Below are 25,103 nucleotides of genomic sequence, written 5' to 3' on the forward strand. Positions count from 1 at the left end.
TGCGCTTACCCGACCTACAAATTCCGTTGGCTAATCTAATCTTCTTTTCGTTTTCATCCACGTCAACCCGATAAACATCACCGCCGACGCCATCAAAAACAGGGTGTTGATAATCAGCACCACCGGAATATTCCCCGCCAGGAACAGGCTTTGCAGCGTGCTCACAAAGTAGCGAGCCGGAATAACATAGGTCACGGCGCGGATCACCGCAGGCATACTGTCTATCTGAAAGATAAACCCGGACAGCATAATAGACGGTAAAAAGGCGGCGTTGAGGGCCACCTGCGCGGCGTTAAACTGGTTACGGGTGATGGTGGAGATGAGCAGCCCCATCCCAAGCGTGCTGAGTAAAAACAGGCTGGTGATAAAGAACAGCACGACAAGCGAGCCGCGATACGGCACGCCGAGGATAAAGACTGCGACAAGCATACAGAGCAGCATCGCCAGCATGCCGAGGAAGTAGTAGGGGATGAGCTTGCACAGTAGCAGCTCGACGCGCGTGACTTCGGTAGAGAGCAGCGCCTCCATGGTGCCGCGCTCCCACTCACGGGCGATCACCAGCGAGGTCAGTATCGCGCCGATTACCGTCATGATGATGGTCACCGCGCCCGGAATAATAAAGTGCTGGCTGATGGCGGCGGGGTTAAACCAGTAGCGCGTCTGCACATCGATCAGCGGCTCAAACTCCTCACCCCGGTCTTCGGCGCGCTGCATCTGCCAGAGCTGCCAGATCCCCTCCGCGTAGCCCTGCACGAAGTTCGCGGTGTTCGGCTCGCTGCCGTCGGTGATTACCTGGATCGGCGCATCGGTTTCAGCGCGCGCCATATTGGCGGCGAAATCCACCGGAATGACGATCAGACCGCGAATTTTCCCCGCCTGCATTTTCTGGATCAACTCCTGCCGGTTGTCGCTGATGGTGGCGTCAATGTAGGGCGAGCCGGTCATGGCATGAGTGAAGTCCAGCGCCTCCTCGCTCTGCTGCTCCAGCAAAATCCCGACCCGCAGCTTGCTGGAGTCCAGGTTAATGCCGTAGCCAAAGATAAACAGCAGCAGCAGGGGGATCACCACCGCAATCAGCCAACTGCTGGGGTCACGCACGATCTGCCGCGTCTCTTTAATGCATAGCGCACGCACCCTGCGCCATGAAATCGCATTACTGTGCATGGGCATTCTCCTTATCCCAGTCGTGGATGAGGGTGATAAACGCCTGCTCCATGGTCGGGTCTGGCTGTGCGTCGTCGGCGGCCTGGTTTTTCAGGTCGTCCGGCGTGCCGTGGGCAATCAGCTTGCCGCGATAGACCAGCCCGATGCGGTCGCAGTACTCCGCCTCGTCCATGAAGTGGGTGGTCACCATCACGGTCACCCCTTTTTCCACCATGCTGTTGATGTGCAGCCAGAACTCGCGGCGGGTAATGGGATCCACCCCGGATGTCGGTTCATCCAGAAACAGAATATCCGGCTCGTGCATCAGCGAGCAGGCCAGCGCCAGCCGCTGCTTAAAGCCGAGCGGCAGCTCGTCGGTGGCGTGGGAGGCAATGTTGGTTAACGCGAAGGCGTCGCTCATGCGGCGGATTTTTTCGTTCTGCGCCCGCCCGCGCAGGCCGTACACGCCGGAGAAAAAGCGCAGATTCTGCTCGACCGTCAGGTTGCCGTACAGCGAAAACTTCTGCGCCATATACCCGAGATGCTGGCGCGCCTTGCCGGAGCTGACCTTCAGATCCATATCCAGCACCAGTGCCTTGCCGGATGTCGGCACCAGCAGGCCGCACATCATCTTAAAGGTTGTCGATTTTCCCGCGCCGTTTGGTCCAAGCAGGCCAAAAATCTCGCCGCGTTTTACCGCGAAATTGACGTTATCGGTCGCGGCGAAATCCCCGAACTTTTTGGTGAGCGATTTGGCTTCGATCACCGTTTCGCCCGGCGTGCCTTCCACCGTATGCAGAATGGCGGCAAGTGGCGACTCTGACGTACCCGCGCCGCCCAGCAGGTCGATAAACGCGTCCTCAAAGCGCGGCGCGGTCTCTTCCATCTCGATCTCAGGCATGCCGGGCGCGCGGCGAATATCGTCGACGGTGGCCTCTTTTTTGAGAATAATGCGCACCGAGCGGCCCTGGATCATCCCGTCGCTCACCTGCGGCAGCCTGAGAACCCGCTGCAGCAGCCTGCGGTTGGACTCCTGCGGGCTATGCAGCAGGAAGCTGCGCCCGGCCATGCTCAGCGTCAGCGTCGTCGGCTCGCCCTGATAAAGCAGTTCGCCTTCGTTCATCAGCAGCACATCCCGGCACTGTTCCGCTTCGTCGAGGTAAGAGGTGCTCCAGAGGATCAGCATCCCATCACCCGCCAGTTCGTGCACCATCTGCCACAATTCACGGCGAGAAATCGGGTCAACGCCCACGCCGGGCTCATCCAGCAGCAGCACCTTTGGCTCGCCGACCAGCGTACAGGCCAGCCCCAGCTTCTGCTTCATCCCGCCGGAGAGCTTGCCAGCCAACCGGTCGGTGAACGGGCCGAGGGAGGTAAACTCCAGCAGGCGGGCGAAGGTTTTCTGCCGCGTTTCGCCGGTGACGCTGCGCAGATCGGCGTACAGGTTCAGGTTTTCCATCACCGTCAGGTCTTCATACAGGCCAAACTTCTGTGGCATATAGCCGAGCATGGCGTGGAGCGCACCGTCGTCTTTTATCGGGTCAAGACCGAGCACGCTGGCCGTACCTTCATCCGGCTTGAGCAACCCCGCCAGCATCCGCATCAGCGTAGTTTTCCCCGCGCCGTCCGGACCGACCAGCCCGGTCACGTAGCCTTTCTGGATGGTGCAGTTCAGCGGCGCGACGGCCGGTTTGTCCATTCCCTTAAAGCGTTTGACCAGATTGGTGAGCTGGATAACCGCGTCATTCATGTCGTTCCCCGTCGCTGACTGTTACGGTTACGGGCATACCCTGACGCAGCGCGTCGTCCGCATCGGTGACGATGATGCGCAGGCGATACACCAGGTCGGTTCGCAAGTCCGGTGTTTCAACCGTTTTCGGGGTGAATTCGGCGGTAGGGGAGACAAAGCCCACTTTGCCGTGATACGGCTTGTCCGGGCGACCATCGGTATAGAGCAGCAATTCGCGGCCCGGCTGCATCTGCCCGAGGTTCGGCTCGTCAATGTAAGCGCGTACCCACACCGGGCGGGTCAGGGAGAGCGTTAAGACGGTGCTGCCCGCGCTGAGCATGCTGCCCGGCTCCACGGCGCGGGTCATCAGCGTGCCGTCGGACGGGGCGATTAACGTGGTGTCGCGCAGGTCCAGCTCCGCCTGGGCCAGCTGCGCCTGTGCCTGTTCAAGGCTGGCTTTCGCCTGGGCAATATCCTGCGCGCGGTTACCGGTGCGGTACTGGCTTAATTTATCCTGTGCGGATTTCAGCGTCGCCTGCGCCTGGTCACGGGACGAGCGCGCATTTTCCAGATCGTTAGCGGAAATGGTGCGGCTTTTCCACAGCCCCTGCTGGCGCGCGTAGAAGTTCTGCGCGTAGTCATAGGCGGCTTTCGCCTGCTTAACGGCGGCGGCGGCCTGGGCGATCTCTTCATCGCGGTAGCCTGCCAGCATCAGGTCATACTGCGCCTGAGCCACGGATACGCCCGCTTTGGCCTGCATCAGCGCGTTCTCGTAGGGCGCTTTATCCAGCATCCCCAGCGTCTGCCCGCTTTTGATGGCATCGCCTTCGTCAACGCTCAGCGAGGCGAGACGTCCGCCGACGCGGAAGCTCATGTTCACCGTGCGAATATCCACGTTACCGTACAGCGTCAGGCCTTTATCCTGCTGGCTCTGATACCACAGCCAGCCACCTATTCCAGCAGCAAGCAACACAACAACCACCAGAACGATGGCGACAGGTTTTTTCATGACTTCAGGCTCCTTTGCGTTAAGCCTTGCAGGATCAGATCGACGTGACAGGCGATCACCTTGCTAATCTGCTCGGCTTTATCCTCATCAAATTGTGTCCAGCCCGTACGTAACAGGATGGTCTCCCGCCCCAGACGGAAGGCGAGCACTTCGCCCAACAGGGCATGGGTATGCAAAATCATTTCGGTGTCGCGTGCATCGCGTCCGGTATAGGCCGCGATAAGCCGGGTCAGGTGCGAGTGCATCGGCGCGATCACCCGATCGTGTACCCGCTGGTAAGCAGCCGTAGGGGAGAGCTGCTCGCGGGAAATAAACTTGCTCAGGTTCAGCGTATCGTCGTGCGTCAGCAGGCGGATCATATTATGACAGGCGTTGAGAATAAGCTGGCGAACGGCGGCGCGATCGGGCGACGGCTGGCCGAGCAGCGCGGTGGCCTCTTCCACCTGCGGGTGAAACTGCGTGCCGATAAAATCGGCGATCCACTCGGCACAGGCGAGATATAAATCCTCTTTTGAGCCAAAATAGTAGGTAATGGCCGCAATATTCTGCCCGGCCAGCGCGGCAATATCGCGCGTGGTCGCGTGCAGCCCGTACTCACCAAACTGCGCCAGCGCGGCGGCGATAAGCTGGCTTTTGGCCTGTTCACCTTTGGTTGTTGTGGGTGTCGTATTCATGACGGCATTAAAAATTAATCAATCGATTGATTAAGATTATGTCTGATTCACTCTCCCGTCGAGGGAATGTTGAGGGATATTTTATGCGCCACGTCACAAAAGCTGCTACACTCCGCCCCTTCGCGACATTGTGGTTTTTGTCCTCCCCTATTCGTTATATCTCCCTGAAAACTACACCTGTGATGGTCGGGGCGGTTCGGAGTTTTTATGTCTTTTGATTCCCTTGGCCTGAACCCGGAAATTCTGCGCGCGATCGCAGAACAGGGCTACGTTGAGCCAACCCCAATCCAGCAGCAGGCGATCCCCGCCGTGCTTCAGGGTCGTGACCTGATGGCCAGCGCCCAGACCGGCACCGGTAAAACCGCGGGCTTTACCCTGCCGCTGCTGGAACTGCTGGTAAAAAACCAGCCGCACGCCAAAAGCCGTCGTCCGGTTCGTGCCCTGATCCTGACACCTACTCGTGAGCTGGCCGCGCAGATTGGTGAGAACGTGCGTGACTACAGCCGCTATCTCAACATTCGCTCGCTGGTGGTTTTCGGTGGCGTCAGCATCAACCCACAGATGATGAAGCTGCGCGGCGGCGTGGACGTGCTGGTGGCAACGCCGGGCCGCCTGCTGGATCTGGAACACCAGAACGCGGTTAAGCTGGATCAGGTTGAAATTCTGGTACTGGACGAAGCCGACCGCATGCTCGACATGGGCTTCATCCACGATATTCGTCGCGTGCTGGCTAAGCTGCCTGCGCGCCGTCAGAACCTGCTCTTCTCCGCGACCTTCTCCGACGAGATCAAGGCGCTGGCGGAAAAGCTGCTGCATAACCCGCTGGAAGTGGAAGTGGCGCGTCGCAACACCGCCTCTGAGCAGGTGACGCAGCACGTTCACTTTGTTGATAAAAAGCGCAAGCGGGAACTGCTCTCCCAGATGATCGGTCAGGGCAACTGGCAGCAGGTGCTGGTCTTTACCCGCACCAAACATGGTGCCAACCACCTGGCGGAACAGCTGAATAAAGACGGTATCCGCAGCGCGGCGATCCACGGTAACAAGAGCCAGGGCGCGCGTACCCGTGCGCTGGCGGACTTCAAATCCGGCGACATCCGCGTGCTGGTGGCGACCGATATTGCCGCCCGTGGCCTGGATATCGAAGAGCTGCCGCACGTGGTGAACTACGAGCTGCCAAACGTGCCGGAAGACTACGTTCACCGTATCGGTCGTACCGGCCGAGCGGCGGCAACCGGTGAAGCGCTTTCTCTGGTCTGCGTGGATGAACACAAGCTGCTGCGCGACATCGAACGTCTGCTGAAGAAAGAGATCCCGCGCATTGAAACCCCGGGCTACGAAGTGGACCCGTCGATCAAAGCCGAGCCGATTCAGAACGGTCGTCAGGGCGGCGGTGGACGTGGTCAGGGTGGTGGCGGTCGCGGTCAGCAGCCGCGTCGTGCAGAAGGTGGCGCACCGAAATCATCCGGCAAACCGCCGCGTCGTAACAACGACAGCAAACCGGCGGGTGAAAACCCGTGGCGCAGCGGCGAAGGGAAACCGGCAGGGGAAGGGCAGCGTCGACGCCGCCCGCGCAAGCCTGCTAACCCGCAGTAATCTGGAAGCCCGGTCGTAAAGCCGGGCTTTTCTTTTTGCGGCAGCGAAGAGAAAGTGCCACAATAGTGGCTGTTTATACAGTATTTCAGGTTTTCCAATGGCTTTAACCGCTGCGCTCAAGGCGCAAATTGGCGCATGGTATAAGGCGCTACAACAGCAGATCCCCGACTTTATCCCCCGAGCGCCGCAGCGGCAGATGATTGCTGACGTGGCCAAAACGCTCGCCGGGGACGACGGGCGACATCTGGCGATTGAAGCCCCGACCGGCGTCGGGAAAACCTTGTCATACCTTATTCCCGGCATCGCGATCGCGCGGGAAGAGGACAAAACGCTGGTGGTCAGCACCGCCAACGTGGCGCTGCAGGATCAGATCTTCAGCAAAGATTTACCGCTACTGCGCAAAATCATCCCCGACCTGCGGTTTACGGCGGCCTTTGGGCGCGGGCGTTACGTGTGCCCGCGTAACCTGGCGGGGCTGGCCAGCAGCGAGGCGACGCAGCAGGATCTGCTGGCCTTCCTCGACGACGATCTCACGCCGAACAACAAAGCCGAGCAGGAGCTCTGCGCCACGCTCAAGATCGATCTTGACGGCTATAAGTGGGATGGCCTGCGCGATCATACTGATAAGGCCATCAGCGACGATTTATGGCGCAGGCTCAGCACCGACAAAGCGAGCTGCCTGAACCGCAACTGCCACTACTACCGCGAGTGCCCGTTCTTCGTCGCCCGGCGGGAAATTCAGGAGGCGGAAGTGGTGGTGGCTAACCACGCGCTGGTGATGGCCGCGCTCGAGAGCGAAGCGGTGCTGCCGGAGCCCAAAAACCTGCTGCTGGTGCTTGATGAAGGCCACCATTTGCCGGACGTGGCGCGGGACGCGCTGGAGATGAGCGCCGAAATTACCGCGCCGTGGTTCCGCCTGCAGCTGGATCTGTTCTGCAAGCTGATTGCCACCTGCATGGAGCAGTTTCGCCCGAAAACCACGCCGCCGCTGGCGGTGCCCGAGCGGCTGAGCGACCACTGCGAAGAGGTCTACGGCCTGATCTCGTCGCTCAACAACATTTTGAATCTTTATCTTCCGGCAACCCAGGAAGCTGAACACCGCTTTGCGATGGGTGAGCTACCGGAAGAGGTGATGGAGATCTGCCAGCAGCTGGCGAAGCATCTGGAAAAACTGCGCGGGCTGGCGGAGATGTTCCTGAACGATCTGAGCGAGAAAACCGGCACCCACGACGTGGTGCGTCTGCACCGCATTCTGCTGCAGATGAACCGCGCGCTGGGGATGTTTGAAGCGCAGAGCAAGCTCTGGCGGCTGGCCTCGATGGCGCAGGCGTCCGGCGCGCCGGTCACCAAATGGGCCACCCGCGAAGAGCGGGACGGGCAGGTGCACCTCTTTTTCCACTGCGTGGGCATCCGCGTGGCCGATCAGCTGGAAAAGCTGATCTGGCGCAGCGTGCCGCACGTGGTTGTCACCTCTGCCACGCTGCGCTCCCTGAACAGTTTTTCTCGTTTGCAGGAGATGAGCGGCCTAAAAGAGAAAGCGGGCGACCGTTTCGTGGCGCTGGACTCGCCGTTTAACCACTGCGAGCAGGGCAAGTTGGTCATTCCGCGCATGAAATTCGAGCCGCTCATCGACAACGAAGAGCAGCATATTGCGGAGATGGCGGCCTACTTCCGCGAACAGGTCGAGAGTAAAAAGTACCCCGGCATGCTGGTGCTGTTTGCCAGCGGGCGCGCGATGCAGCGCTTCCTGGAGCACGTCACCGACCTGCGTTTACTCCTGCTCGTGCAGGGCGATCAGCCTCGCTACCGGCTGGTCGAAACCCACCGCAAGCGCATCGATAACGGTGAACGTAGCGTGCTGGTGGGGTTACAGTCGTTTGCTGAAGGTCTGGATTTGAAAGGGGACTACCTGACGCAGGTACACATCCATAAAATCGCTTTCCCGCCTATCGACAGCCCGGTGGTGATCACCGAAGGGGAGTGGCTGAAAAGCCTCAACCGCTATCCGTTTGAGGTGCAGAGTTTACCTGCGGCATCGTTCAACCTTATTCAACAGGTCGGGCGTCTGATTCGTAGCCACGGCTGCTGGGGAGAGGTGGTGATTTATGACAAGCGTTTACTCACTAAAAACTACGGTCAGCGGCTGCTGAACGCGCTGCCCGTTTTCCCGATTGAACAACCGGATGTGCCGGAAGTAAAAAAACGCCCGGCAAAATCCTCTGCCGGGCGTACAAAAAGCATCCGTGCTAAGAGGCGCGGTCCTACTGGTAAATAAACGTGACCTGAACGACGCTGCTGAATGTGCCGGCGGTAACGGGCAGGGCGGTGGCGTAATAGCGGGCAGAAAGCGGGAAATCAGCGGTATGATCGTCCTGATTCACCAGAACGCTGAAGCTTGCCTGTGGGGCGATTAAAATCTTATCCGGACGATCGGCCAGCTCCAGCGCCAGCCCACTGGCCGTGCCGGTGTTAGCGAATTTATTCGGGTGCGCGCCGTCGGCTTGGCCGATAAATGTCGCCGTCGCAAGCGTGGTGGTTGACGGGCATTTTGAGAGCGTCAAATCAAACGCTTTCCACTCGCCGGTATCCCCCACGTCCTTAAAATTACCCGCGACAGCCTGACCCAGATTGACCGTCAGGTTCTGGCTGGCGCTATCGACCGTGCAGGTATTGGCGTAAATGTTGCCGGTCATTTCTATCTGAATATCCTCCGCATAAGCGTTAGCCAACAGGCCGAGGGTCAGGAAAATCAAATATCTCTTCATTGTGAACCTACTTATACGCAACGGTAATGGTCGCGACGGTATTGGCCGGTCCTGGCGTGACGGTATCGCTTATCTGCTCGTAGCGTACCTTGAAGGGAATGTTTAGCGTTTCGTTGGCGTTCGCGGGGCTTGAGGTGGTGAAGTACTCATCAAAAGCGGGAACCCTGTTATCGGCAACAATAGACACGCCAACCCCTGTTGCCACGCCGCTTTCCGGGGTCAGCTTAATGACCCCTTCGTAGCCGGGGACATAGCCGTTCGCGCTGCTGATCTTCAGCTCCGGCTGAACCGTCGTATTACAGTTCAGGCTGACGTTAAAGTCCTTTTCGTCGGTGAGCAGGCCGGTTGAGAAAAACTGGCTCACGGGAAAATCGCCCAGCACCACGGTCAGGCTTTTTGGCGAGACGGAGCAGGTCACCTGCTGGACATTGATATTCCCTGCGTAGGAGACAGAGTTTGGATCACCGATGCCATCGTGGTGATAAACACCAATCCCAAAACGGGTCTGGCTTTGGTTCAGCGTGCCTGACGTCACCGTATCGCTGGTTTTGACCAGCTCAAGCGTAACGTCAAAGTTAAAAGAGAGATTGCCGTCACTGGAGACATAACCGACAGGCGTTCCCGTAGAGATACAGTTAACGCCTCCGGCTCCGCTGATGCGTTGGCCCTGATCGTTCATCAATGCAACACCGACACCTGGTACGCCAGAATCGTAGACCCCTTTCAGACCCGGGATTTCCGCGCCAGTGCCGTAATAGCAAGAGACAATTTCCTGTGCGCTGTCTGCAGCCTGATCGCAATGACCGGCGACATGGGTGATTTGTTCGGTGCCGGGAATGGTCTCGCCAACCGCCAGCGTCGTTGGGACGGAGATGGATGCCACATTGATCATTTTGGGCAGATCCGGCGTGGTGCATGTCGCTTTCGCATGCGGCATAAATAACGCGGTGGTACCCAGAACCAGTAACAAGAAGCACTGTTTAATTATTTGCATAATATTTGCCTGATGGATGCATCAATGACACTGCGCCGCAGCGCTGATGATGCTGGATTTGTCTTTCTCATCCGTTAGCGCATAGTCCGCGACGCAATGCTCGCTCGCATCCTGCCCCCAGGAGACGGCGAGATGCCCTTGCTGCGGCAGGCCAGAGAGATAGGTTTGGCCGTCGTTACCGACAATAAACTCGCTATCCTTATCGTCCGTGGTCACCGTTGCGCCGAAGGGGAGCGGTTTACCGTTGTGGGTGAGCGTCATCAGCACGCGACTGCCCACGCGGGTGTTAAAGCTGGCGCGCACCACGGCGCCGCGCGTTGGGGTCACCACCTGCGCCGCGTGCGTCACGTCGGCGTTGTCCGGCAGCGTTTCGGTATCCAGCGCGATGGTGTTATGGCGATACGCGGTCACAAACGGGACGACGGTATAGCCGCGGAAATCGGTCTCCACGCCCGTCTGGTTAGTGATATGCGTCCCGTGAGTACCGGGCGCTTTCACCAGCGCGATGGTTTCACCCAGCGGCTGGCTCAGGGTGATGCCGTTGGCATGGGCAATGACGCCGCCCTGCAAACCAACGTTAACGGTCTGCTGATACTTATCCTGACTGACGCCTGCGCTCACCTCGCCGTAGGTCGCTTTGTAATCAGCATTCATGCTGGTCGAGTTCCCGCTACCGGTGCTGCTCAGTCCCTGCTGGATATTCCAGTTCAGGTTGTCTTCCTTCAGCGCCGTGCCGTTCAGGCCGATATTCTGGGTCGTACCGTCTTTGGTGTTGTTGAGGTTGTAGGTGGCCCAGGTGTTATGCATCCAGTGGTCCAGCGGAACGGAAACGTTCAGCGAGAACTGGTTGTCGTTCGTCACCTCTTCACCGTTTTCATCGCTGTCGTGGGTGTTTTTGTTCATGCTGTAGCTCAGGCTGTAGCTCACGCCGTGCCAGCTGTTGTTGTAGCTGACGCTCATGGAGGTCATGTCCTGGCTCTGACTCCAGTAGGTTTCTTTCACCAGGCTCAGGGTGACGGATCCCCAGCCTTCGGGCAGCGTCTGGTCGATGGTGGCTTCGGTACGGGCGCGGCGCTGCTGGGGGGCGGACCAGTCGTCTGAGCGGGTATAAGACTCCATGGTGTCTTCGAGCGTGTAGAACCCTTTACTGTTGTAGCGATAGCCCGCGAGCGAGAAGTTGGTGCCCGAACCGGCAAAATCTTTGCTGTAGCGCACGCGCCAGGACTGGCCTTTGCTGGACTGCTGCTTCTTCAGCAGGGCTTTCGCGCGGGTCACGTCAATGGAGAATGCGCCTAAATCGCCCATGTTTTTCCCGGCACCGAGCGCCTGAGACTGATAATGGCTGCTCTGCTGTACGCCGCCGTAAGCGGTGAAACCATAGGGCAGGCCGTAAATCGCGCTGCCTTGAGCAAACGGCGTCTTCTCGACGTCTTTGTCGTAAGAACGGTACCGCCCGGCGGTGACGCTGTAGCGCAGGTTTTTTTCACGCTGCAGTACCGGCACGGAGGCATACGGCACCACGAAATGGCTTTCGCTGCCGTCGGTCTCTTTCACGGTGACCTGCAGATCGCCGCTGCTGCCGGTGGGGTAGAGATCGTTAATTTCAAACGCGCCGGGGGCAACCGTGTTCTGATAAATGACGTAGCCGTTCTGGCGAACCATCACCAGCGCATTGCTGTGGGCAGTGCCACGTATAATCGGCGCAAAGCCTTTTTCGCTGTCCGGCAGCATGTCGCTGTCGGAGTTAAGCTGCACACCGGTATAAGGCACGCTGTCAAAAACATCGGAAGGCGAAGAGCTTTGCCCGACGGTGAGGTCGCTCTTCATCGCCGCGATATCGCGCTGGGCGTAGGTATAAACGGAGGAGAATTTTTGCTGCTCTTCTTTGCCCGTCGTGCTGCGGTTCCATGTGGAATAGTTCCGCACGCGCCAGGCACCGATGTTAAAGCCAGGGCGCAGGTTGACGTACTGGCTGCTGTTATCCTGTTCACCCTGCTGGCGTGCGTGGCTCTGGCTGGCGGTGGCGCTGTAATTGAGCAGCCCTGCGGTGATCCCTTCGTCGAACTCTTTCGGGTCGATATAGCCGCGTGGAACCTGGCCCAGGGCCAGCTGTGGAATACTGAGCAGCAGTTGCTGATTGCGAACGTGAAACGACGCGGAGGCTGCCGGGATGGCGGTTAAATCGGCGCACTGGCCTTTTGCCATCAGCTGCGGGTATTTTTGGGTTTTAATGCCGAGGCTTTTTAAATCCTCAAGCGAGAAACAGGGCTGGAGTGAATTATTCCCGTGGGCGTTTTTTTCTAATGTAAAGGTGACATTGCGGGTATCAATTTTATTGTTATTAATAAAAATAGCGACCTGATATTTACCCGGTGCTTGCCCTGGCCCTTTTTCATATACAGAGAGATCAGTCTTACCCTGTTGCGGATTATCAATATCCAGCAGCGCCGGGTTGAAATAATCATCAGCCATAACCTGCTGCGCAAAGATCGCCAGTGCCAGGCCACAGAGAATGACCAGCAGTGACGAAATTCGGCAGGTGAACGGCTTTTTATGGCTGTACATAATTATTATAATTGTCTGCGTGGGGTATTAGTGGACTGATTTCGACCAGGTCTGGCTGATGCTGCCGTAATCCGTAATAATGGAATACGCGACGGTTGAACCACTCACATTGCCGGGTAATGCAAAGTGCGTTTCAGTTTTAGGAACGGCCCAGGTGGCTTTATCCACTTTATGGCCGTTCAGCGTCACCTTCTGGAAATTCATATAAAAAGGCGTTGGGTTATTAACAACCAGATCGTTGCCTTCACGATGCCATTCAAGCTTATCCGCGACCTCTTCAGGGTTGCCTTTAACCGTTGACGGGCGATACAGCAATTTAATGCGCGTATTAATCGCAATTTGTAGCGTGTTTATTCCTTCTACGTGTTTTGAGGACGGGATGGCTTTGATATTCAGCCAGTACAAGGATTCACGATCTTCCGGCAAATTACCGCCGGTGCGCACCACGCGCAGCACGTTATCTTCTTTTGCATCAAGGCGGAACAGCGGTGGGGTAATCAGGAACGGGGCTTTGGCCAGGTTTTTACCGCCGGAATCAACCCAGGACTGCACCAGATAATCCGTCGCATCTGGATTTGAAAGACCAAGAGAGGATTCCTTCTTATCTCCCTGGTAAACCAGTCGTGTGCCATTAATAATAACACCTGCATGTGCAGTGGCGGCTACCAGTAAAAGTGTGCTCAGTAAATAACCATGGCGCATAAAGATTTCTCAATAAATAGATGAGATATTAATGCTCGCAAAAGCATTAATATCTCAGGATTGATAAGATCAGTTATAAATAACGGTGAAGGTCGATACGGAGTTAGCCGGGCCTGCGGTGATCGCGGATCCCGTTTGAATATAACGTGCACCAAACTCCAGGTTGTTAACCGCCGTGCCGGAGGTTAATGGATACTGCTGAGACGGGGTATACAAGCTGACCGGTTGTTCTGAAGAATCAACCAGCTGAATAGCGACACCCGTTGCCGCATCGACATCAGGGGTTAACGCCAGCGCAGCATTGTTATTTGAATCCGGGGTCCCGCCGAAGTTAATCGCTGCGGAGGTGACCGTTTCCGGGCAATTAGTTAACTGAATATCAAACTTGGTTAATGTGCTAGTGGAGCCAGTTCCGGAAAATACCGTTTTAGAGACTTTACCTAACTGAACGTTTAACGGGTTGCTTAACCCATTAACAACCTGACAAGCCGAATCGATAATTTCACCGGTGAAGTTAATCTGCCCTTCACCGTTTGTTGCCGCAAAAGCGGATGCAGAACATCCCACCGCTGCGGCGATCAATAAACCTAAAGCAACCTTGTTCATAATAAATCCTGGTATGTTTCTGGCGCGAACGTTGCCTGGACGTTTTCACCGTTGACCTTTAATGACTTTCCGCTGGTTATTTAATCAAAAAAAATATGAATAAGATTCTTCTATAGAAATCACAAATAATTGAAAAATTGCTTGAGTTTATTTTTTGTCATAAAAACAGCAGGTTGATTCCGTAGATAAAAGACTAACGGCAAGGCGTTCTTCAGGGCTATATTGTTAATAAGATGATGCTGTCAGGAGAGAAGTCGTGGATTATCGCAAAATTATCAAAGAGGTAGGGCGAGGCAAAAATCACGCCCGTGACCTGGACCAGGAAACGGCCCATGCGCTGTACACCCATATGCTGAACGGCGACGTGCCAGAACTTGAGCTGGGCGGCATCCTGATCGCGCTGCGTATTAAAGGTGAAGGTGAAGCCGAGATGCGCGGTTTTTATGACGCGATGCAGGCGAAAACGATGCGCTTAACGCCGCCCGTTACGAAGCCGATGCCGATTGTTATTCCCAGCTATAACGGGGCACGTAAGCAGGCGAACCTGACGCCGCTGCTGGCCATTTTGCTTAACAAGCTTGGGTTTCCGGTTGTCGTACATGGCGTCAGCGACGATCCAACGCGCGTGCTGACGGAAACGATCTTTGCGCTGCTGGGTATCGAACCGACCCTGCATGCGGGTCAGGCGCAGGCGAAGCTGGACGGGCATCAGCCAGTCTATATTCCGGTACGCGCGCTCTGCCCGCCGCTGGAAAAACAGCTTGAAATGCGCTGGCGTATGGGGGTGCGTAACAGTGCCCACACGCTGGCGAAACTGGCCACGCCGTTTAGTGAAGACGCGGCTCTGCGTCTTTCCAGCGTATCGCACCCGGAGTACGTGACGCGTGTTGGCAAGTTCTTTGAGGACATTGGCGGACGGGCGTTATTGATGCACGGAACGGAAGGAGAGGTGTATGCCAACCCACTGCGCTGCCCGCAAATCATGTTGATTGATTCTGCTGGCTCGCGTGCAGTGCTTGAACGAGGGGAAGAGAACAGGGATGTGGTTCTGCCGCAGGCAAAAGATCCGCACACCACCGCGCACTGGATCGTTGAGTGTCTGGCGGGCAATGTCCCCGTTCCGCACGCCATCAGGTTGCAAATGGCCTGTTGTTTGCTGGCGACGGGCGAGGTGGACTCAGTGGATGCCGGGCTGCAGCGCGTGGCGCAGTCGTTTTAAGCAAAAAAAAGCCCGTCCAGTGGCGGACGGGCAAACAAAGGGTAACAACAGGGTCAATGAGGGTGGAGCATCTCACCAGAGGGTACGGTGAGGGTGGAGCATAATTCGTTCGATTATTTGTAGATAACCGCAGTGCCGCTCAGTTTGTTATTGCCGTTAGCGGAGGTGATGGTGTATCCGCTTGCGCCTGCAGCAGCAGCTTTCTCAGCCAGTTTGGCTTCAAGACCGTCCAGCGTGGTTGCGCCTTCAGCACTTACCACACCCACTTTGTTCATGTTCTGTGCCTGAGTAGAAGACACTGGCTCTACAGCGAAAGCGCCGAAAGACAGAGCAGACAGGGCAACAGCAGCTACAGCATATTTGATGGTTTTCATAATTAATCTCTCGCAGGTTATTCTGATAAAGGGACGATGTTCCGTCGATGTGATAAGTATCACGGTTTTTCTTAAGAGATAAAATCGAAGAGAATTGACGTGGTCAATCAAAAAAATTGAATGACAAATAAGTTATTGAATATTAATAAATTCAGAGCGGCGCTTTACAGTTCTTATCGATGCGCTTTACAGAGAGAAGATGAAGGGCACATTTTGCTACGCGACATACGAAAATTCGTGAGCGTAAACGTATTCACTTGCTCCGTTGACTTAGGTAAAGGAAAGTCAACGTAACTGGCTATCTTTCGATCCTCTGCGATTATATCCCGAATGTGAAGTGTTTTTTGAATCTTTCTCCTGCTGGCAGGTGATGCATAACCTTACTCCAGGGATGGCTTTTTGCCGCGCCTCGGGAATGGGGTCGCCACACTCCTCACATTCCTGCAGGCTTTTACCGCGTGGTAATTCACCGCGAGCGCGGGCTACAGCATCTTCAATTGTACTGTTGATCTGTTCGTTTACGGCGTCGTCATTTGCCCAACCGGAAGCCATGGCGTTCTCCTGTTTGGTTTTATAAAACTCATAACATTAATGTGGGGTTAAAAATCGTACGGTCAAGACAGGAATAAAGAAACTGCATCTCTTGGGGCAGATGCAGTCGGGAGGAAGGTCGAACGGTTATTTGTAGATGGTTGCTGTGCCATACATGTGGTTATCGCCGCCAGCGGAATTCACCACGAAACCTTTGGCACCTTCCTGACGTGCTTTTTCAGCCAGCTTATCCTGGAGATCGTCAAGGTTACTCGCGCGACTGACGGAGACGGTACCGGCAGCACGCAGCTGGCTGGTGTCTGTGTTTTCATTCAGTGACTGAACGGACCAGGCAGAGAAAGAGGCGGCTGCCAGTGCACCCGCGACAACAAGGGTCATATATCTTTTCATAATCACATCCTCAGGGGGAAACAACAGGTGATTCCCTTTAAGTTTAGAAGCCCGACGAGTGTGATTTAGCGCAAAAATTTGATGATGATCTGCTTATTTTTTGAACGATGTAAATTGACAATTTGCTGACAGATCATAGACATAAAGGTGACTGATTTCCGGTGTTTTTTTGCGTTGGGCAGACAGTTATTTACCGTTGGGTCCGCAAAGGGTATCTTACGCCGCTGTTGAAAGGAGAATGCCATGACTGCCCAAAAGCCGGGATTGCACCCGCGTAACCGCCATAACAGCCGCTATGACATGAAAGCGCTGTGCCTGAGCTGCCCTCAGTTGCAGGACTTTATTGTACAGACGCCAGCGGGTGAACCCTCGGTCAACTTTGCCGATCCTCAGGCGGTCAAAACGCTGAACAAAGCGCTGCTGGCCCATTTTTATGGCGTGACGCACTGGGATATTCCCGAAGGCTTTCTCTGCCCACCCGTGCCTGGCCGCGCAGATTACGTCCATCACCTCGCCGATCTTCTTGCGGAAGGGAATGATGGCGTCGTTCCACAGCAGGCGACAATCCTGGATATTGGCACCGGGGCAAACCTGATTTACCCGCTGATTGGCGCGCATGAATATCAATGGCGTTTTACCGGCAGTGAAATTGGCACAGAGGCATTCGCCAGTGCGCAGGCGATTATTAACGCGAATCCAGGTTTATCCCGGGCGATCCGTTTACGTCGTCAGAAAGATGACAAATCCATCTTCAACGGCATTATTCATAAGAACGAACAGTACGATGCCACGATGTGTAATCCGCCGTTCCATGATTCTGCTGCCACAGCACGCGCAGGCAGCGAGCGTAAGCGCCGTAACCTTGGGCAGGCGGAAGATGCCGCACTGAACTTTGGCGGCCAGCAGCAGGAGCTCTGGTGTGAAGGGGGCGAAGTCGCGTTTATCCTGCGCATGATTGCAGAAAGTAAAGAGTTCGGCCGTCAGGTGAAATGGTTTACCTCGCTGGTGTCGCGCGGCGATAACCTGCCGCCGCTCTACCGCGCCTTGACCGAAGCCGGTGCGGTGAAAGTGGTGAAGAAAGAGATGTCGCAAGGCCAGAAACAGAGCCGCTTTATTGCCTGGACGTTTATGGACAATCACAAACGTCGCAAATAGTACCCCGCCGTAGGCCGGGTAAGGCGAAGCCGCCACCCGGCTCGGTTACAGCGTCGGCTCCTGCGGTGGCAGCGGCGATGCGGGCGGCGGCAATACCTGATACGTCTGCACCGGCATCCGCACATCCGCCAGATCAAAGTGCTTTTTCACCATGCTGTCGAGCGCAAAACGCACCGTCCACTGCTTCAGCGGCTGGGTGGTGAACGAGACGCGCAGGGTGAATGCGGTATTCGTCAGCCCGACAATCCCGGCAAACGACGGCTCACCGATTACCAGCCCGCGAATATCGTCCATCTGCATCAACTCTTCTACCGCATCCCGCAGCGCCTGCTTCGCTTTGTCCGCATCCTCGTGGCGATCCACATCGTAGTTCGCCACAACGGAACCAATCCCGCGCACGAAGTTGGCGAAGGTGGTAATCGATGACCACGGAATAATGTGATACGCCCCGGTGTCCTGACGCACGCCGACGGAGCGGATGGACATTCGCTCAACGGTGCCGGTCAGCGGCCCGATGGTCACCAGGTCGCCCGTGTTCATCCCGTTCTCAAACTGAATAAAGATACCGGTAATAATATCCTTCACCAGCGTTTGTGAGCCGAAGGAGATCGCCAGCCCCAGCGCCCCGGCACCCGCCAGCAGCGGAGCGATATTCACGCCGATCTCCGAGAGTACAATCATGATGGTGATGGTGCTGATGATCACCGCCAGCGCGTTGCGGAACAACGTTAACAGCGTTCTTGCCCGCGCGCTGGGCAGGGGCCTGCCGTGAATATCGGACACCAGACGGTTTTCGATAAGGCTCGCCAACAGCGTCCAGCCGACGGCGGAGAAGAACAGGATCAACGCGATACGGATCAGAATATCGACCGTTTTTTCACCCGCGCCGTTGTGCAGCCAGTTCCAGAAATCAAACAGTCCCCAGGCGTTCAGCAGCAGCATAATCGCCACGCAGACGGTCAAAATCCGCGCCACCTTCAGTGATACCGACATCCAGCCGTTCACGCGCTTTTGCAGTTCAGGGTAGTTCCGCTGTACCTGCGGTGAGAGGGTGATGGTTTTCGAGATCCAGCGGGACAGCAGGCCAGACACAAAAGCCGCAACGCCGACAATCGCCAGGCTTTTGAACGTCGCCCCCATCATAAATTTCAGGCTATTTCCCGGGTCAAACAGCGAGAAGAAGCAGAGCACAATAAAGTAGGCGCTTGCCAGCCAGTGCCACACCAGCGCGAAGGCGCGAATAAACAGGCTGAAGAAGGAGAGGGAACGGTCGGCCAAATGCAGCAGGCTTTCGGTGATCGCCTTTTTATTGTGAAAGATAAGGTACAGCGACCAGACGGTAATACAGAGCATAATCAGCACGTTCGCCAGTGCGCCAAACTGTACGTTGACCTGGTTGGAGATGATTGGCACGGCCACCAGCAGGCCGTAGCCAATCAGGCCGCTGAGCACGCTTAACCGCACGGCCCAGTATTTCGCGCTCTCATCCTTAATATTAAAAGGGCGAAGTTCAGGCACGCGCGGGCAAAAAATGACGCGCAGCACCGCTTTAAAAAATTCGATGAGCGCAAATGCATTGAGGAAGAGCGCCTGCTGGAAGGCAATGGTTTTGTTGCCCGTATTGAGGCGATCGGCCAGGATCTGACCGACAAACAGCGTAAGCGCCAGCAGCAGTAAATCGATGATAAAGGCTCCGGCGACCATCGCCGGGAGGTGCAGCCAGCTGCTTTTATGCTGGTTTTTTTTCCGCCCCCAGATACCCATCTTGCGGTACAGCGGCCAGGCACATAGGCGTACCAGCCAGTAAAAAATAAACACACCGGCGGCCAGCATTAAAAACTGCGTGACGGCAGTGGAAAAGGTCTGTGGATTAAAGGCCTTATGCGGAGAGCCAATCAGGTTACGGTAAAGCTGGGCAAAACGAGAGGAGAGGGCCTCCCCATAGTGGCGGCTCACGTCGGTGACGTTTTCCAGCACTGTTTTTTGCTCCTCCACCTGGGGCGGAGTGATGGCCGGAACGGCCTCCTGAGATGGCGTGGCGGCGACTTTACGAAGCTCACCGATTAATTCTTGCCGGGCGGCGTCGTTTTCCAGCACGTCGGCAAGGGCGCCGTAGGCGGCTTTTTTCTTTTCGACATCGGGCTCCGGTGGCGGCGTACTGTCCTTCGTCGCGGTGGTTCCGGTGGTGACGCCGGGGATCGCGACGGCGAACGATGGCGCACTAAACAGGCTAATCAACAGCAACAGGATCCACGGCACGGCGCCCTCCGGTGAAAATGTCGAACAAAATGATAAGTATAGAAGTCGAGGCGCGGAGGGGAATTTTTGGGAACAATCTGGCGTAAAAAAGCCGGGCAGGGCCCGGCTCGGTGTGACGCGAGGGATCAGGAGACGTGCTGGAGGAACTCCTGCAAACGCTGCCCTGGCGGGTTAGCAATAAGCTCTTGCGGGTTACCGTCCTGAGCAATACGGCCTTTATCAATAAAGATCAGGCGGGACGCTACTTTCTCAGCAAAGCCGATTTCGTGGGTCACGATCACCATCGTCATCCCTTCTTCGGCCAGATCCTGCATGACTTTCAGCACCTCGTGGCGCAGCTCCGGGTCGAGCGCGGAAGTCGGCTCATCAAACAGCATCATCTTCGGTTTCACCGCCAGCGCGCGGGCAATCGCCACGCGCTGCTGCTGGCCGCCGGACAGCTCGGAAGGGTAGTGGTGCGCACGTTCGGCCAGGCCGACCTTAGCCAGCAGATCTTTTGCCTGCGCTTCCGCCGCCGCTTTGCTCGCCCCGCGCACGCGCAGCGGGCCAAACATCACGTTTTCCAGCGCCGTAAGGTGCGGGAACAGGTAGAACTGCTGGAACACCATGCCCGCTTCCTGACGAATCAGACGCTCATCCACTTTCGGGTCATTGACCTTCAGGCCGTCGACGATCAGATCGCCGCTGGTGATCTCTTCCAGCTTGTTGATGCAGCGCAGCAGGGTGGATTTACCGGAGCCGGACGGCCCGATAATCACTACCACTTCGCCCTGTTTGATGCTCAAATCGATATTGTGCAGCACCTGGGTTGGGCCAAAGTGCTTAGAAACGTTTTTAAATTCAATCACAGGATTTTCATCCTTCTTTCAAGACGACGCAGAACGAAGCTCAGAACCAGAGTGATGATCAGATAGACAACGGCTACCGCACTCCAGATTTCCAGCGCGCGGAAGTTGCCCGCAATGATCTCCTGGCCCTGACGGGTCAGTTCAGCCACGCCGATAACAATAAACAGCGACGTGTCTTTAATGCTGATAATCCACTGGTTACCCAGTGGCGGCAGCATACGGCGCAGCGCCAGCGGCAGAATCACGTGGCGGATCGTTTCGCGACGGGAAAGCCCCAGTGCCAGACCGGCTTCACTGAAACCTTTATGAATCGACAGCACCGCACCGCGGGTGATTTCTGCGATGTAAGCGCCTGAGTTGATCATAATGGTCACGACGGCGGCGCTGAACGGGTCAATGCGCAGATCGTTGAAAGCCATTGGCAGGGCGAAGTAGATAAACATGACCTGCACGACAATCGGGGTGCCGCGGATCACTTCGATGAAAACCAGTGCGATGTGGTTTGCAATCCAGCCGCCGTAGGTGCGGGCGAAACCGGCGACAAGACCGATAATCAACCCGCCAACCAGACCCAGGACCGAAATCCACAGGGTCATTTTAGCGCCTTCAAGCAAGAGAGGAATGGCAGGCCAGATGGCGCTCCAGTCAAACTGCATGATGTATTCCTGTATACCGTGGTAAAAAACGAAAAACGTAGGCCCGGTAAGCGTGAGCGCCACCGGGCGTTACAAACCTGAATTCAGGTAAATTATTTAGGCTCGGTACCGAACCATTTTTTGTAGATTTCGTTATAGGTGCCGTTCTCTTTCAGGGTTTTCAGCGCGCCGTTAACTTTCGTGCGCAGGTCGTCGCTGCCTTTCGGGAACGCGATACCGTACTGCTGTGCTTCCAGAGAATCACCGACCGCTTTGAACTTGCCGTTGCCCGCGGTTTTGATGAAGTACAGGATGTTAGGCGTGTCGTGCAGAACGGCGTCAGCACGGTTGGTACCCAGTTCCATGTAGGCATTGTCGATGTTCGGGAACTGGCGCAGATCTTTGGTTTTGATATTCGCTTTCGCGTAATCAACGGAACCCGTACCGCTCTTCACTGCCACCACTTTACCGTCGAGATCTTTTACGCTTTTTACGTCGTTATTGTCGGCTTTCACCATCACCAGCAGGCCGCTTTTGTAGTAGCCGTCGGAGAAGTCGATGGCTTTTTTACGCTCTTCGGTAATCGTGATACCCGCCAGCGCCAGGTCAACGTTTTTGGTCTGCAGCGCAGGGATGATGCCGCTGAAGTCCATCGGTTTCAGGGTGTAGTCCAGTTTGAGTTCTTTTGCGACCGCAGCCCACAGATCAACGTCAAAACCAACGTATTTGTCACCCTGTTTGAATTCAAACGGAACGAACGCCGTGTCGGTCGCCACAACGAGTTTGTCGGCAGCCTGAGAGGACACTGCAAATGCCAGGGTAAGTGCAGCCAGTGAAACTTTTAATACAGACTTCATAGCATTTCCTTTTATAACCACGGGGCGATCCCCTGCGAGAACGACAGGCACCATGAAAAAATCGTGCCAACTTTACAAGCTGTTGTTTTGCAAAGGGGATGATGTCACGCATTGCACAAAAAATGGAGCAATGATGTCGTGTTGCACCAGCGTGAGGCACCATTTTGGTGCGACTCATTTGGCGTATCTGACGAGGTGATATTTAGCGCAGATTCTGACGGAAAAACAATCTTCCGTTAACGGTTGTGTGAGGTGATTATTACATTTCGTTCACTTTTGCAGGTGTGCAGTGCAAAAGTGTGCACCATAAATGTGCAAAACCCCCGCCAGAGGCGAGGGTGTCATTGGTAATTCGTATGGCTTATTCGATGTTAGATTCGATAAACCACAGGAATTGATCCAGGTCGCGAGAGGCGGCGGTGAAGATATCAGCCGTGTCTTCGTCTTTCGCTTCGCCGATGGCTTTACGCACGTCATTCGCGACGATGGCATAACGGTCCGCCAGCTCTTTCAGGTGATCCTGAACGGTATGGATATCCAGCGGATAGCTTTTCAGCGGCGTTTTGCTGTTAATCACCTGCGTGGTCCCCAGCGCCACACCGCCTAACTGAACGGCACGTTCGGCCATCGTATCAAGGTGGGTAACCAGTGCTGTGCGGAAGCCATCCAGCATTTCATGAACGGCAATAAAGTTTGCACCGCGCATATTCCAGTGGGCCTGTTTGGTGATCAGCGAAAGATCGATGAACTGGATCACCTGGCGATTCAGCAACTCAATGGTCGCCTTTTTGTCGCTATCCGATACATCGTTACGGGTATAAAGCAGATTAGACGCTTTCGTTTTCACCAGTTTAGCGGTACTCATAATCTCATATCCTCTTGATGTTTGTGTCCCAGGTAATTACGGAACTAAGTATAGCACCGGATTTTTTGCCTGCGGTTTGGCTCTGCCTATCGGTTTAATAGCAAGAAGGATGTTGAGTTTGTATCATGATGAAAATAATGGGTTTTTATGAAATTGATACAGATCAATCTTAATTCTGAACGTACGGTTCGTAGCCCTGTGGATTATTTCGTGACGATGACAGTTTGTGTAACGAAATATGATGAGCGTGGAAGGTGCCTATATTCTGCATGGCGTGAAAGCCATGCAGAATATAGAGCATTAATTGATGTCAACTTTCTTCACTTTGGGTTCAGGGCGCATTGTCAGCGTTGATCCCATAGAGGCCGCGATAATGGAGCACAGTGCCAGCGTCTGGGTAAACGTCAGCGTTTCGCCGAGGAAGACCATCCCCGAGATAGCCGCCAGCGCAGGCTCCATGCTCATTAACGTACCGAAAATGCGTGTCGGCAAACGCGTCAGGGCTATCATCTCCAGAGAATAGGGGAGTGCCGTAGAAAGAATAGCGACCGCCAGCCCCACGGGCAGAATGGACCATTGCCAGATGGATTCGGTGGCCTGCGCCATACCGAGGGGGACAAAGATGATGGCGGCAATCAGCGAGCCCAGCGCAACCGTGGCCGGACCGTGCTCCTCCCCGGCGCGTTGGCCGGTGAGGATATAGACAGCCCAGCAGGCACCCGCGCCCAGTGCCAGCGCGGCACCCGTCAGATCAATCTGCGCAACACTCTGACCCAGCGGCAGCAGGAACCAGAGCCCCAGAACGGCTAACACGACCCAGATGAAATCCACCGGACGACGTGAAGAGAAGAGGGCAACCGCCAGCGGCCCCGTAAATTCAAGCGCGACGGCAATCCCCAGCGGGATGGTCTGAATAGAGAGGTAGAACATGTAGTTCATCGCGCCCAGAGCCAGCCCGTATAAAAGAAGCGGCAGCCGCTGCTCTTTTTTGAAACGCAGACGCCAGGGTTTAAAGATAACCACGAGGATCAGAGTCCCTAATGCAATACGCAGGGCCGTAACGCCCGGCGCGCCCACCAGAGGAAAGAGTGATTTTGCAAGCGACGCGCCACTCTGAATCGACAACATGGCGATCAGTATTACAGCGACCGGCATCCAGACCGATGACGTGCGGGATAACCCTGGCATCCTTTCTCCTGTCAATTTATGTCAAATAGGGTAAAAGCCGCAGTGTAATGGAAATATGCGCTCACGGTTGAGCTACTGTTGAAAAAAAACCAGGGAAAATCCGTAAAATAGATAAGCGTTGCTGGTTTTATCGCCTGTCAGATTAGGAATAATCTGGATGAATGTAACGGCGATGGCGCGCACTATGACTATTTTGCGGCGAAAATTTAACGTAATTTGAACGAGATAGCTGATTCTGGAAACGTTCTGTTACAGGAAAGACCTCGTTAGACATTACGAATCACAAAGAGTTTCGCAAAATTTTTTGATATATTTAAAACTTACGGACTTACTTGAACACATTTGAGGTGGTTATGAAAAAAATTGCATGTCTTTCAGCACTGGCCGCAGTTCTGGCTGTTTCCGCAGGTACTGCTGTAGCTGCTACTTCTACCGTTACCGGTGGTTACGCTCAGAGCGATATGCAGGGCGTGATGAACAAAACTAACGGTTTCAACCTGAAGTACCGTTACGAGCAAGACAACAACCCGCTGGGCGTGATCGGTTCTTTCACTTACACCGAGAAAGATCGCACTGAAAACGGCGCATATAACAAAGGTCAGTACTACGGTATCACCGCTGGTCCTGCTTACCGCCTGAACGACTGGGCTAGCATCTACGGTGTTGTAGGTGTTGGTTACGGTAAATTCCAGCAGACCGAAAACGAAGGTCTGAACCGCACTGCAAGCAACAGCGACTACGGCTTCTCCTATGGCGCGGGTATGCAGTTCAACCCAATCGAAAACGTTGCACTGGACTTCTCCTATGAGCAGAGCCGTATCCGCAACGTTGACGTTGGCACCTGGATCGCGGGCGTAGGTTACCGCTTCTAATCACTTCGGTGAACCAGTAAAAAATCCGCCCATTGTGGCGGATTTTTTTTTGTCTTTTTCCCTCTCCCCGTGGGAGAGGGCCAGGGTGAGGGCATCAGACCGCACGAGA

At 55.4% G+C, this 25,103-nt stretch carries 23 protein-coding genes; 5 read left to right on the forward strand and 18 right to left on the reverse strand.

Translation table 11 applies throughout. The features are described 5' to 3' along the window. Window positions 1-30: 30 nt before the first annotated feature. Genes EXW94_RS16940 through cecR form a run of 4 tightly spaced genes read right to left on the reverse strand, consistent with a single transcriptional unit; the run spans window position 31 to window position 4,555 of the window. A complete protein-coding gene (locus EXW94_RS16940; RefSeq protein ID WP_089598954.1) occupies window positions 31-1,164 on the reverse strand; it encodes an ABC transporter permease in 1,134 nt (377 codons plus the stop codon). After that, the gene (locus EXW94_RS16945; protein ID WP_174340590.1) at window positions 1,154-2,893 is read right to left on the reverse strand and encodes an ATP-binding cassette domain-containing protein; all 1,740 of its coding nucleotides are present in this window, start codon (window positions 2,891-2,893) and stop codon (window positions 1,154-1,156) included. Before EXW94_RS16945 ends, EXW94_RS16940 begins: the two co-directional genes overlap by 11 nt. Beyond that, window positions 2,886-3,881: a secretion protein HlyD gene (gene hlyD, locus EXW94_RS16950; protein ID WP_010428860.1), complete on the reverse strand. Its 996-nt coding sequence runs from the start codon at window positions 3,879-3,881 to the stop codon at window positions 2,886-2,888. Before hlyD ends, EXW94_RS16945 begins: the two co-directional genes overlap by 8 nt. After that, a complete protein-coding gene (cecR, locus tag EXW94_RS16955) occupies window positions 3,878-4,555 on the reverse strand; it encodes a transcriptional regulator CecR (protein WP_174340591.1) in 678 nt (225 codons plus the stop codon). Before cecR ends, hlyD begins: the two co-directional genes overlap by 4 nt. A 207-nt stretch (window positions 4,556-4,762) precedes the next feature. Between cecR and rhlE the strand changes: the two genes are divergently transcribed. Both rhlE and dinG read left to right on the forward strand, forming a co-directional pair. Then, window positions 4,763-6,148, forward strand: coding sequence for an ATP-dependent RNA helicase RhlE (rhlE, locus tag EXW94_RS16960; RefSeq protein WP_089598958.1), 1,386 nt, complete (start codon window positions 4,763-4,765; stop codon window positions 6,146-6,148). A gap of 97 nt (window positions 6,149-6,245) precedes the next feature. Beyond that, window positions 6,246-8,423: an ATP-dependent DNA helicase DinG gene (dinG, locus tag EXW94_RS16965; protein ID WP_174340592.1), complete on the forward strand. Its 2,178-nt coding sequence runs from the start codon at window positions 6,246-6,248 to the stop codon at window positions 8,421-8,423. On the opposite strand, the gene EXW94_RS16970 is transcribed toward dinG, so the two are convergent. From EXW94_RS16970 to EXW94_RS16990, 5 genes are all read right to left on the reverse strand, one after another. Continuing rightward, the gene (locus EXW94_RS16970) at window positions 8,410-8,913 is read right to left on the reverse strand and encodes a fimbrial protein (RefSeq protein ID WP_120158389.1); all 504 of its coding nucleotides are present in this window, start codon (window positions 8,911-8,913) and stop codon (window positions 8,410-8,412) included. The two genes, dinG and EXW94_RS16970, sit on opposite strands and share 14 nt — an antisense overlap. A 7-nt stretch (window positions 8,914-8,920) precedes the next feature. Further along, on the reverse strand, window positions 8,921-9,907 hold the full coding sequence (locus EXW94_RS16975; protein WP_174340593.1) for a fimbrial protein: 987 nt from the start codon (window positions 9,905-9,907) through the stop codon (window positions 8,921-8,923). A gap of 21 nt (window positions 9,908-9,928) precedes the next feature. Next, window positions 9,929-12,472, reverse strand: a complete 2,544-nt coding sequence (locus EXW94_RS16980) for a fimbria/pilus outer membrane usher protein (protein ID WP_174340594.1) — start codon at window positions 12,470-12,472, stop codon at window positions 9,929-9,931. A gap of 27 nt (window positions 12,473-12,499) precedes the next feature. Beyond that, on the reverse strand, window positions 12,500-13,174 hold the full coding sequence (locus EXW94_RS16985) for a molecular chaperone (RefSeq protein ID WP_174340595.1): 675 nt from the start codon (window positions 13,172-13,174) through the stop codon (window positions 12,500-12,502). Between the two features lie 69 nt (window positions 13,175-13,243). Then, window positions 13,244-13,780: a fimbrial protein gene (locus EXW94_RS16990; protein ID WP_120158391.1), complete on the reverse strand. Its 537-nt coding sequence runs from the start codon at window positions 13,778-13,780 to the stop codon at window positions 13,244-13,246. Between the two features lie 256 nt (window positions 13,781-14,036). Between EXW94_RS16990 and ybiB the strand changes: the two genes are divergently transcribed. Then, window positions 14,037-14,999 carry a DNA-binding protein YbiB gene (ybiB, locus tag EXW94_RS16995; protein WP_174340596.1) on the forward strand — a complete coding sequence of 321 codons (963 nt, stop codon included), beginning with the start codon at window positions 14,037-14,039 and terminating at the stop codon, window positions 14,997-14,999. A gap of 113 nt (window positions 15,000-15,112) precedes the next feature. Here ybiB and ybiJ read toward each other — a convergent pair whose 3' ends face one another. The 3 genes from ybiJ to mcbA form a co-directional block, all read right to left on the reverse strand. After that, on the reverse strand, window positions 15,113-15,373 hold the full coding sequence (gene ybiJ, locus EXW94_RS17000; protein ID WP_029485014.1) for a DUF1471 family protein YbiJ: 261 nt from the start codon (window positions 15,371-15,373) through the stop codon (window positions 15,113-15,115). 285 nt (window positions 15,374-15,658) lie between these two features. After that, on the reverse strand, window positions 15,659-15,925 hold the full coding sequence (locus EXW94_RS17005) for a DksA/TraR family C4-type zinc finger protein (RefSeq protein ID WP_108415913.1): 267 nt from the start codon (window positions 15,923-15,925) through the stop codon (window positions 15,659-15,661). Between the two features lie 126 nt (window positions 15,926-16,051). Continuing rightward, the gene (mcbA, locus tag EXW94_RS17010; RefSeq protein ID WP_042716255.1) at window positions 16,052-16,315 is read right to left on the reverse strand and encodes a DUF1471 family periplasmic protein McbA; all 264 of its coding nucleotides are present in this window, start codon (window positions 16,313-16,315) and stop codon (window positions 16,052-16,054) included. A 243-nt stretch (window positions 16,316-16,558) separates the two neighbouring features. On the opposite strand from mcbA, the gene rlmF reads away from it, so the two are divergent. Further along, a complete protein-coding gene (gene rlmF / locus EXW94_RS17015) occupies window positions 16,559-17,470 on the forward strand; it encodes a 23S rRNA (adenine(1618)-N(6))-methyltransferase RlmF (RefSeq protein WP_174340597.1) in 912 nt (303 codons plus the stop codon). A gap of 45 nt (window positions 17,471-17,515) precedes the next feature. Here the strand turns inward: rlmF and ybiO are convergent, their stop codons facing one another. From ybiO to rhtA, 6 genes are all read right to left on the reverse strand, one after another. Continuing rightward, a complete protein-coding gene (ybiO, locus tag EXW94_RS17020; protein WP_174340598.1) occupies window positions 17,516-19,729 on the reverse strand; it encodes a mechanosensitive channel protein in 2,214 nt (737 codons plus the stop codon). Between the two features lie 125 nt (window positions 19,730-19,854). Further along, on the reverse strand, window positions 19,855-20,577 hold the full coding sequence (gene glnQ / locus EXW94_RS17025; protein ID WP_089598967.1) for a glutamine ABC transporter ATP-binding protein GlnQ: 723 nt from the start codon (window positions 20,575-20,577) through the stop codon (window positions 19,855-19,857). Next, a complete protein-coding gene (gene glnP / locus EXW94_RS17030; RefSeq protein ID WP_010428919.1) occupies window positions 20,574-21,233 on the reverse strand; it encodes a glutamine ABC transporter permease GlnP in 660 nt (219 codons plus the stop codon). The genes glnQ and glnP overlap by 4 nt, the downstream gene beginning before the upstream one ends. 92 nt (window positions 21,234-21,325) lie before the next feature. After that, the gene (gene glnH / locus EXW94_RS17035) at window positions 21,326-22,069 is read right to left on the reverse strand and encodes a glutamine ABC transporter substrate-binding protein GlnH (RefSeq protein WP_010428921.1); all 744 of its coding nucleotides are present in this window, start codon (window positions 22,067-22,069) and stop codon (window positions 21,326-21,328) included. 361 nt (window positions 22,070-22,430) lie between these two features. Continuing rightward, window positions 22,431-22,934 (reverse strand): DNA starvation/stationary phase protection protein Dps, encoded by a 504-nt coding sequence (gene dps, locus EXW94_RS17040; RefSeq protein ID WP_010428924.1) that lies wholly within the window; start codon window positions 22,932-22,934, stop codon window positions 22,431-22,433. A 300-nt stretch (window positions 22,935-23,234) separates the two neighbouring features. Next, on the reverse strand, window positions 23,235-24,122 hold the full coding sequence (gene rhtA, locus EXW94_RS17045; RefSeq protein ID WP_010428927.1) for a threonine/homoserine exporter RhtA: 888 nt from the start codon (window positions 24,120-24,122) through the stop codon (window positions 23,235-23,237). Window positions 24,123-24,475: 353 nt separating this feature from the next. Here rhtA and ompX point away from each other — a divergent pair, with 353 nt between their 5' ends. Then, on the forward strand, window positions 24,476-24,994 hold the full coding sequence (gene ompX, locus EXW94_RS17050; protein WP_006177301.1) for an outer membrane protein OmpX: 519 nt from the start codon (window positions 24,476-24,478) through the stop codon (window positions 24,992-24,994). Window positions 24,995-25,103 lie beyond the last annotated feature (109 nt).

The sequence above is a fragment of the Enterobacter sp. JMULE2 genome (assembly GCF_013337145.1).
Taxonomy (GTDB): domain Bacteria; phylum Pseudomonadota; class Gammaproteobacteria; order Enterobacterales; family Enterobacteriaceae; genus Enterobacter; species Enterobacter mori.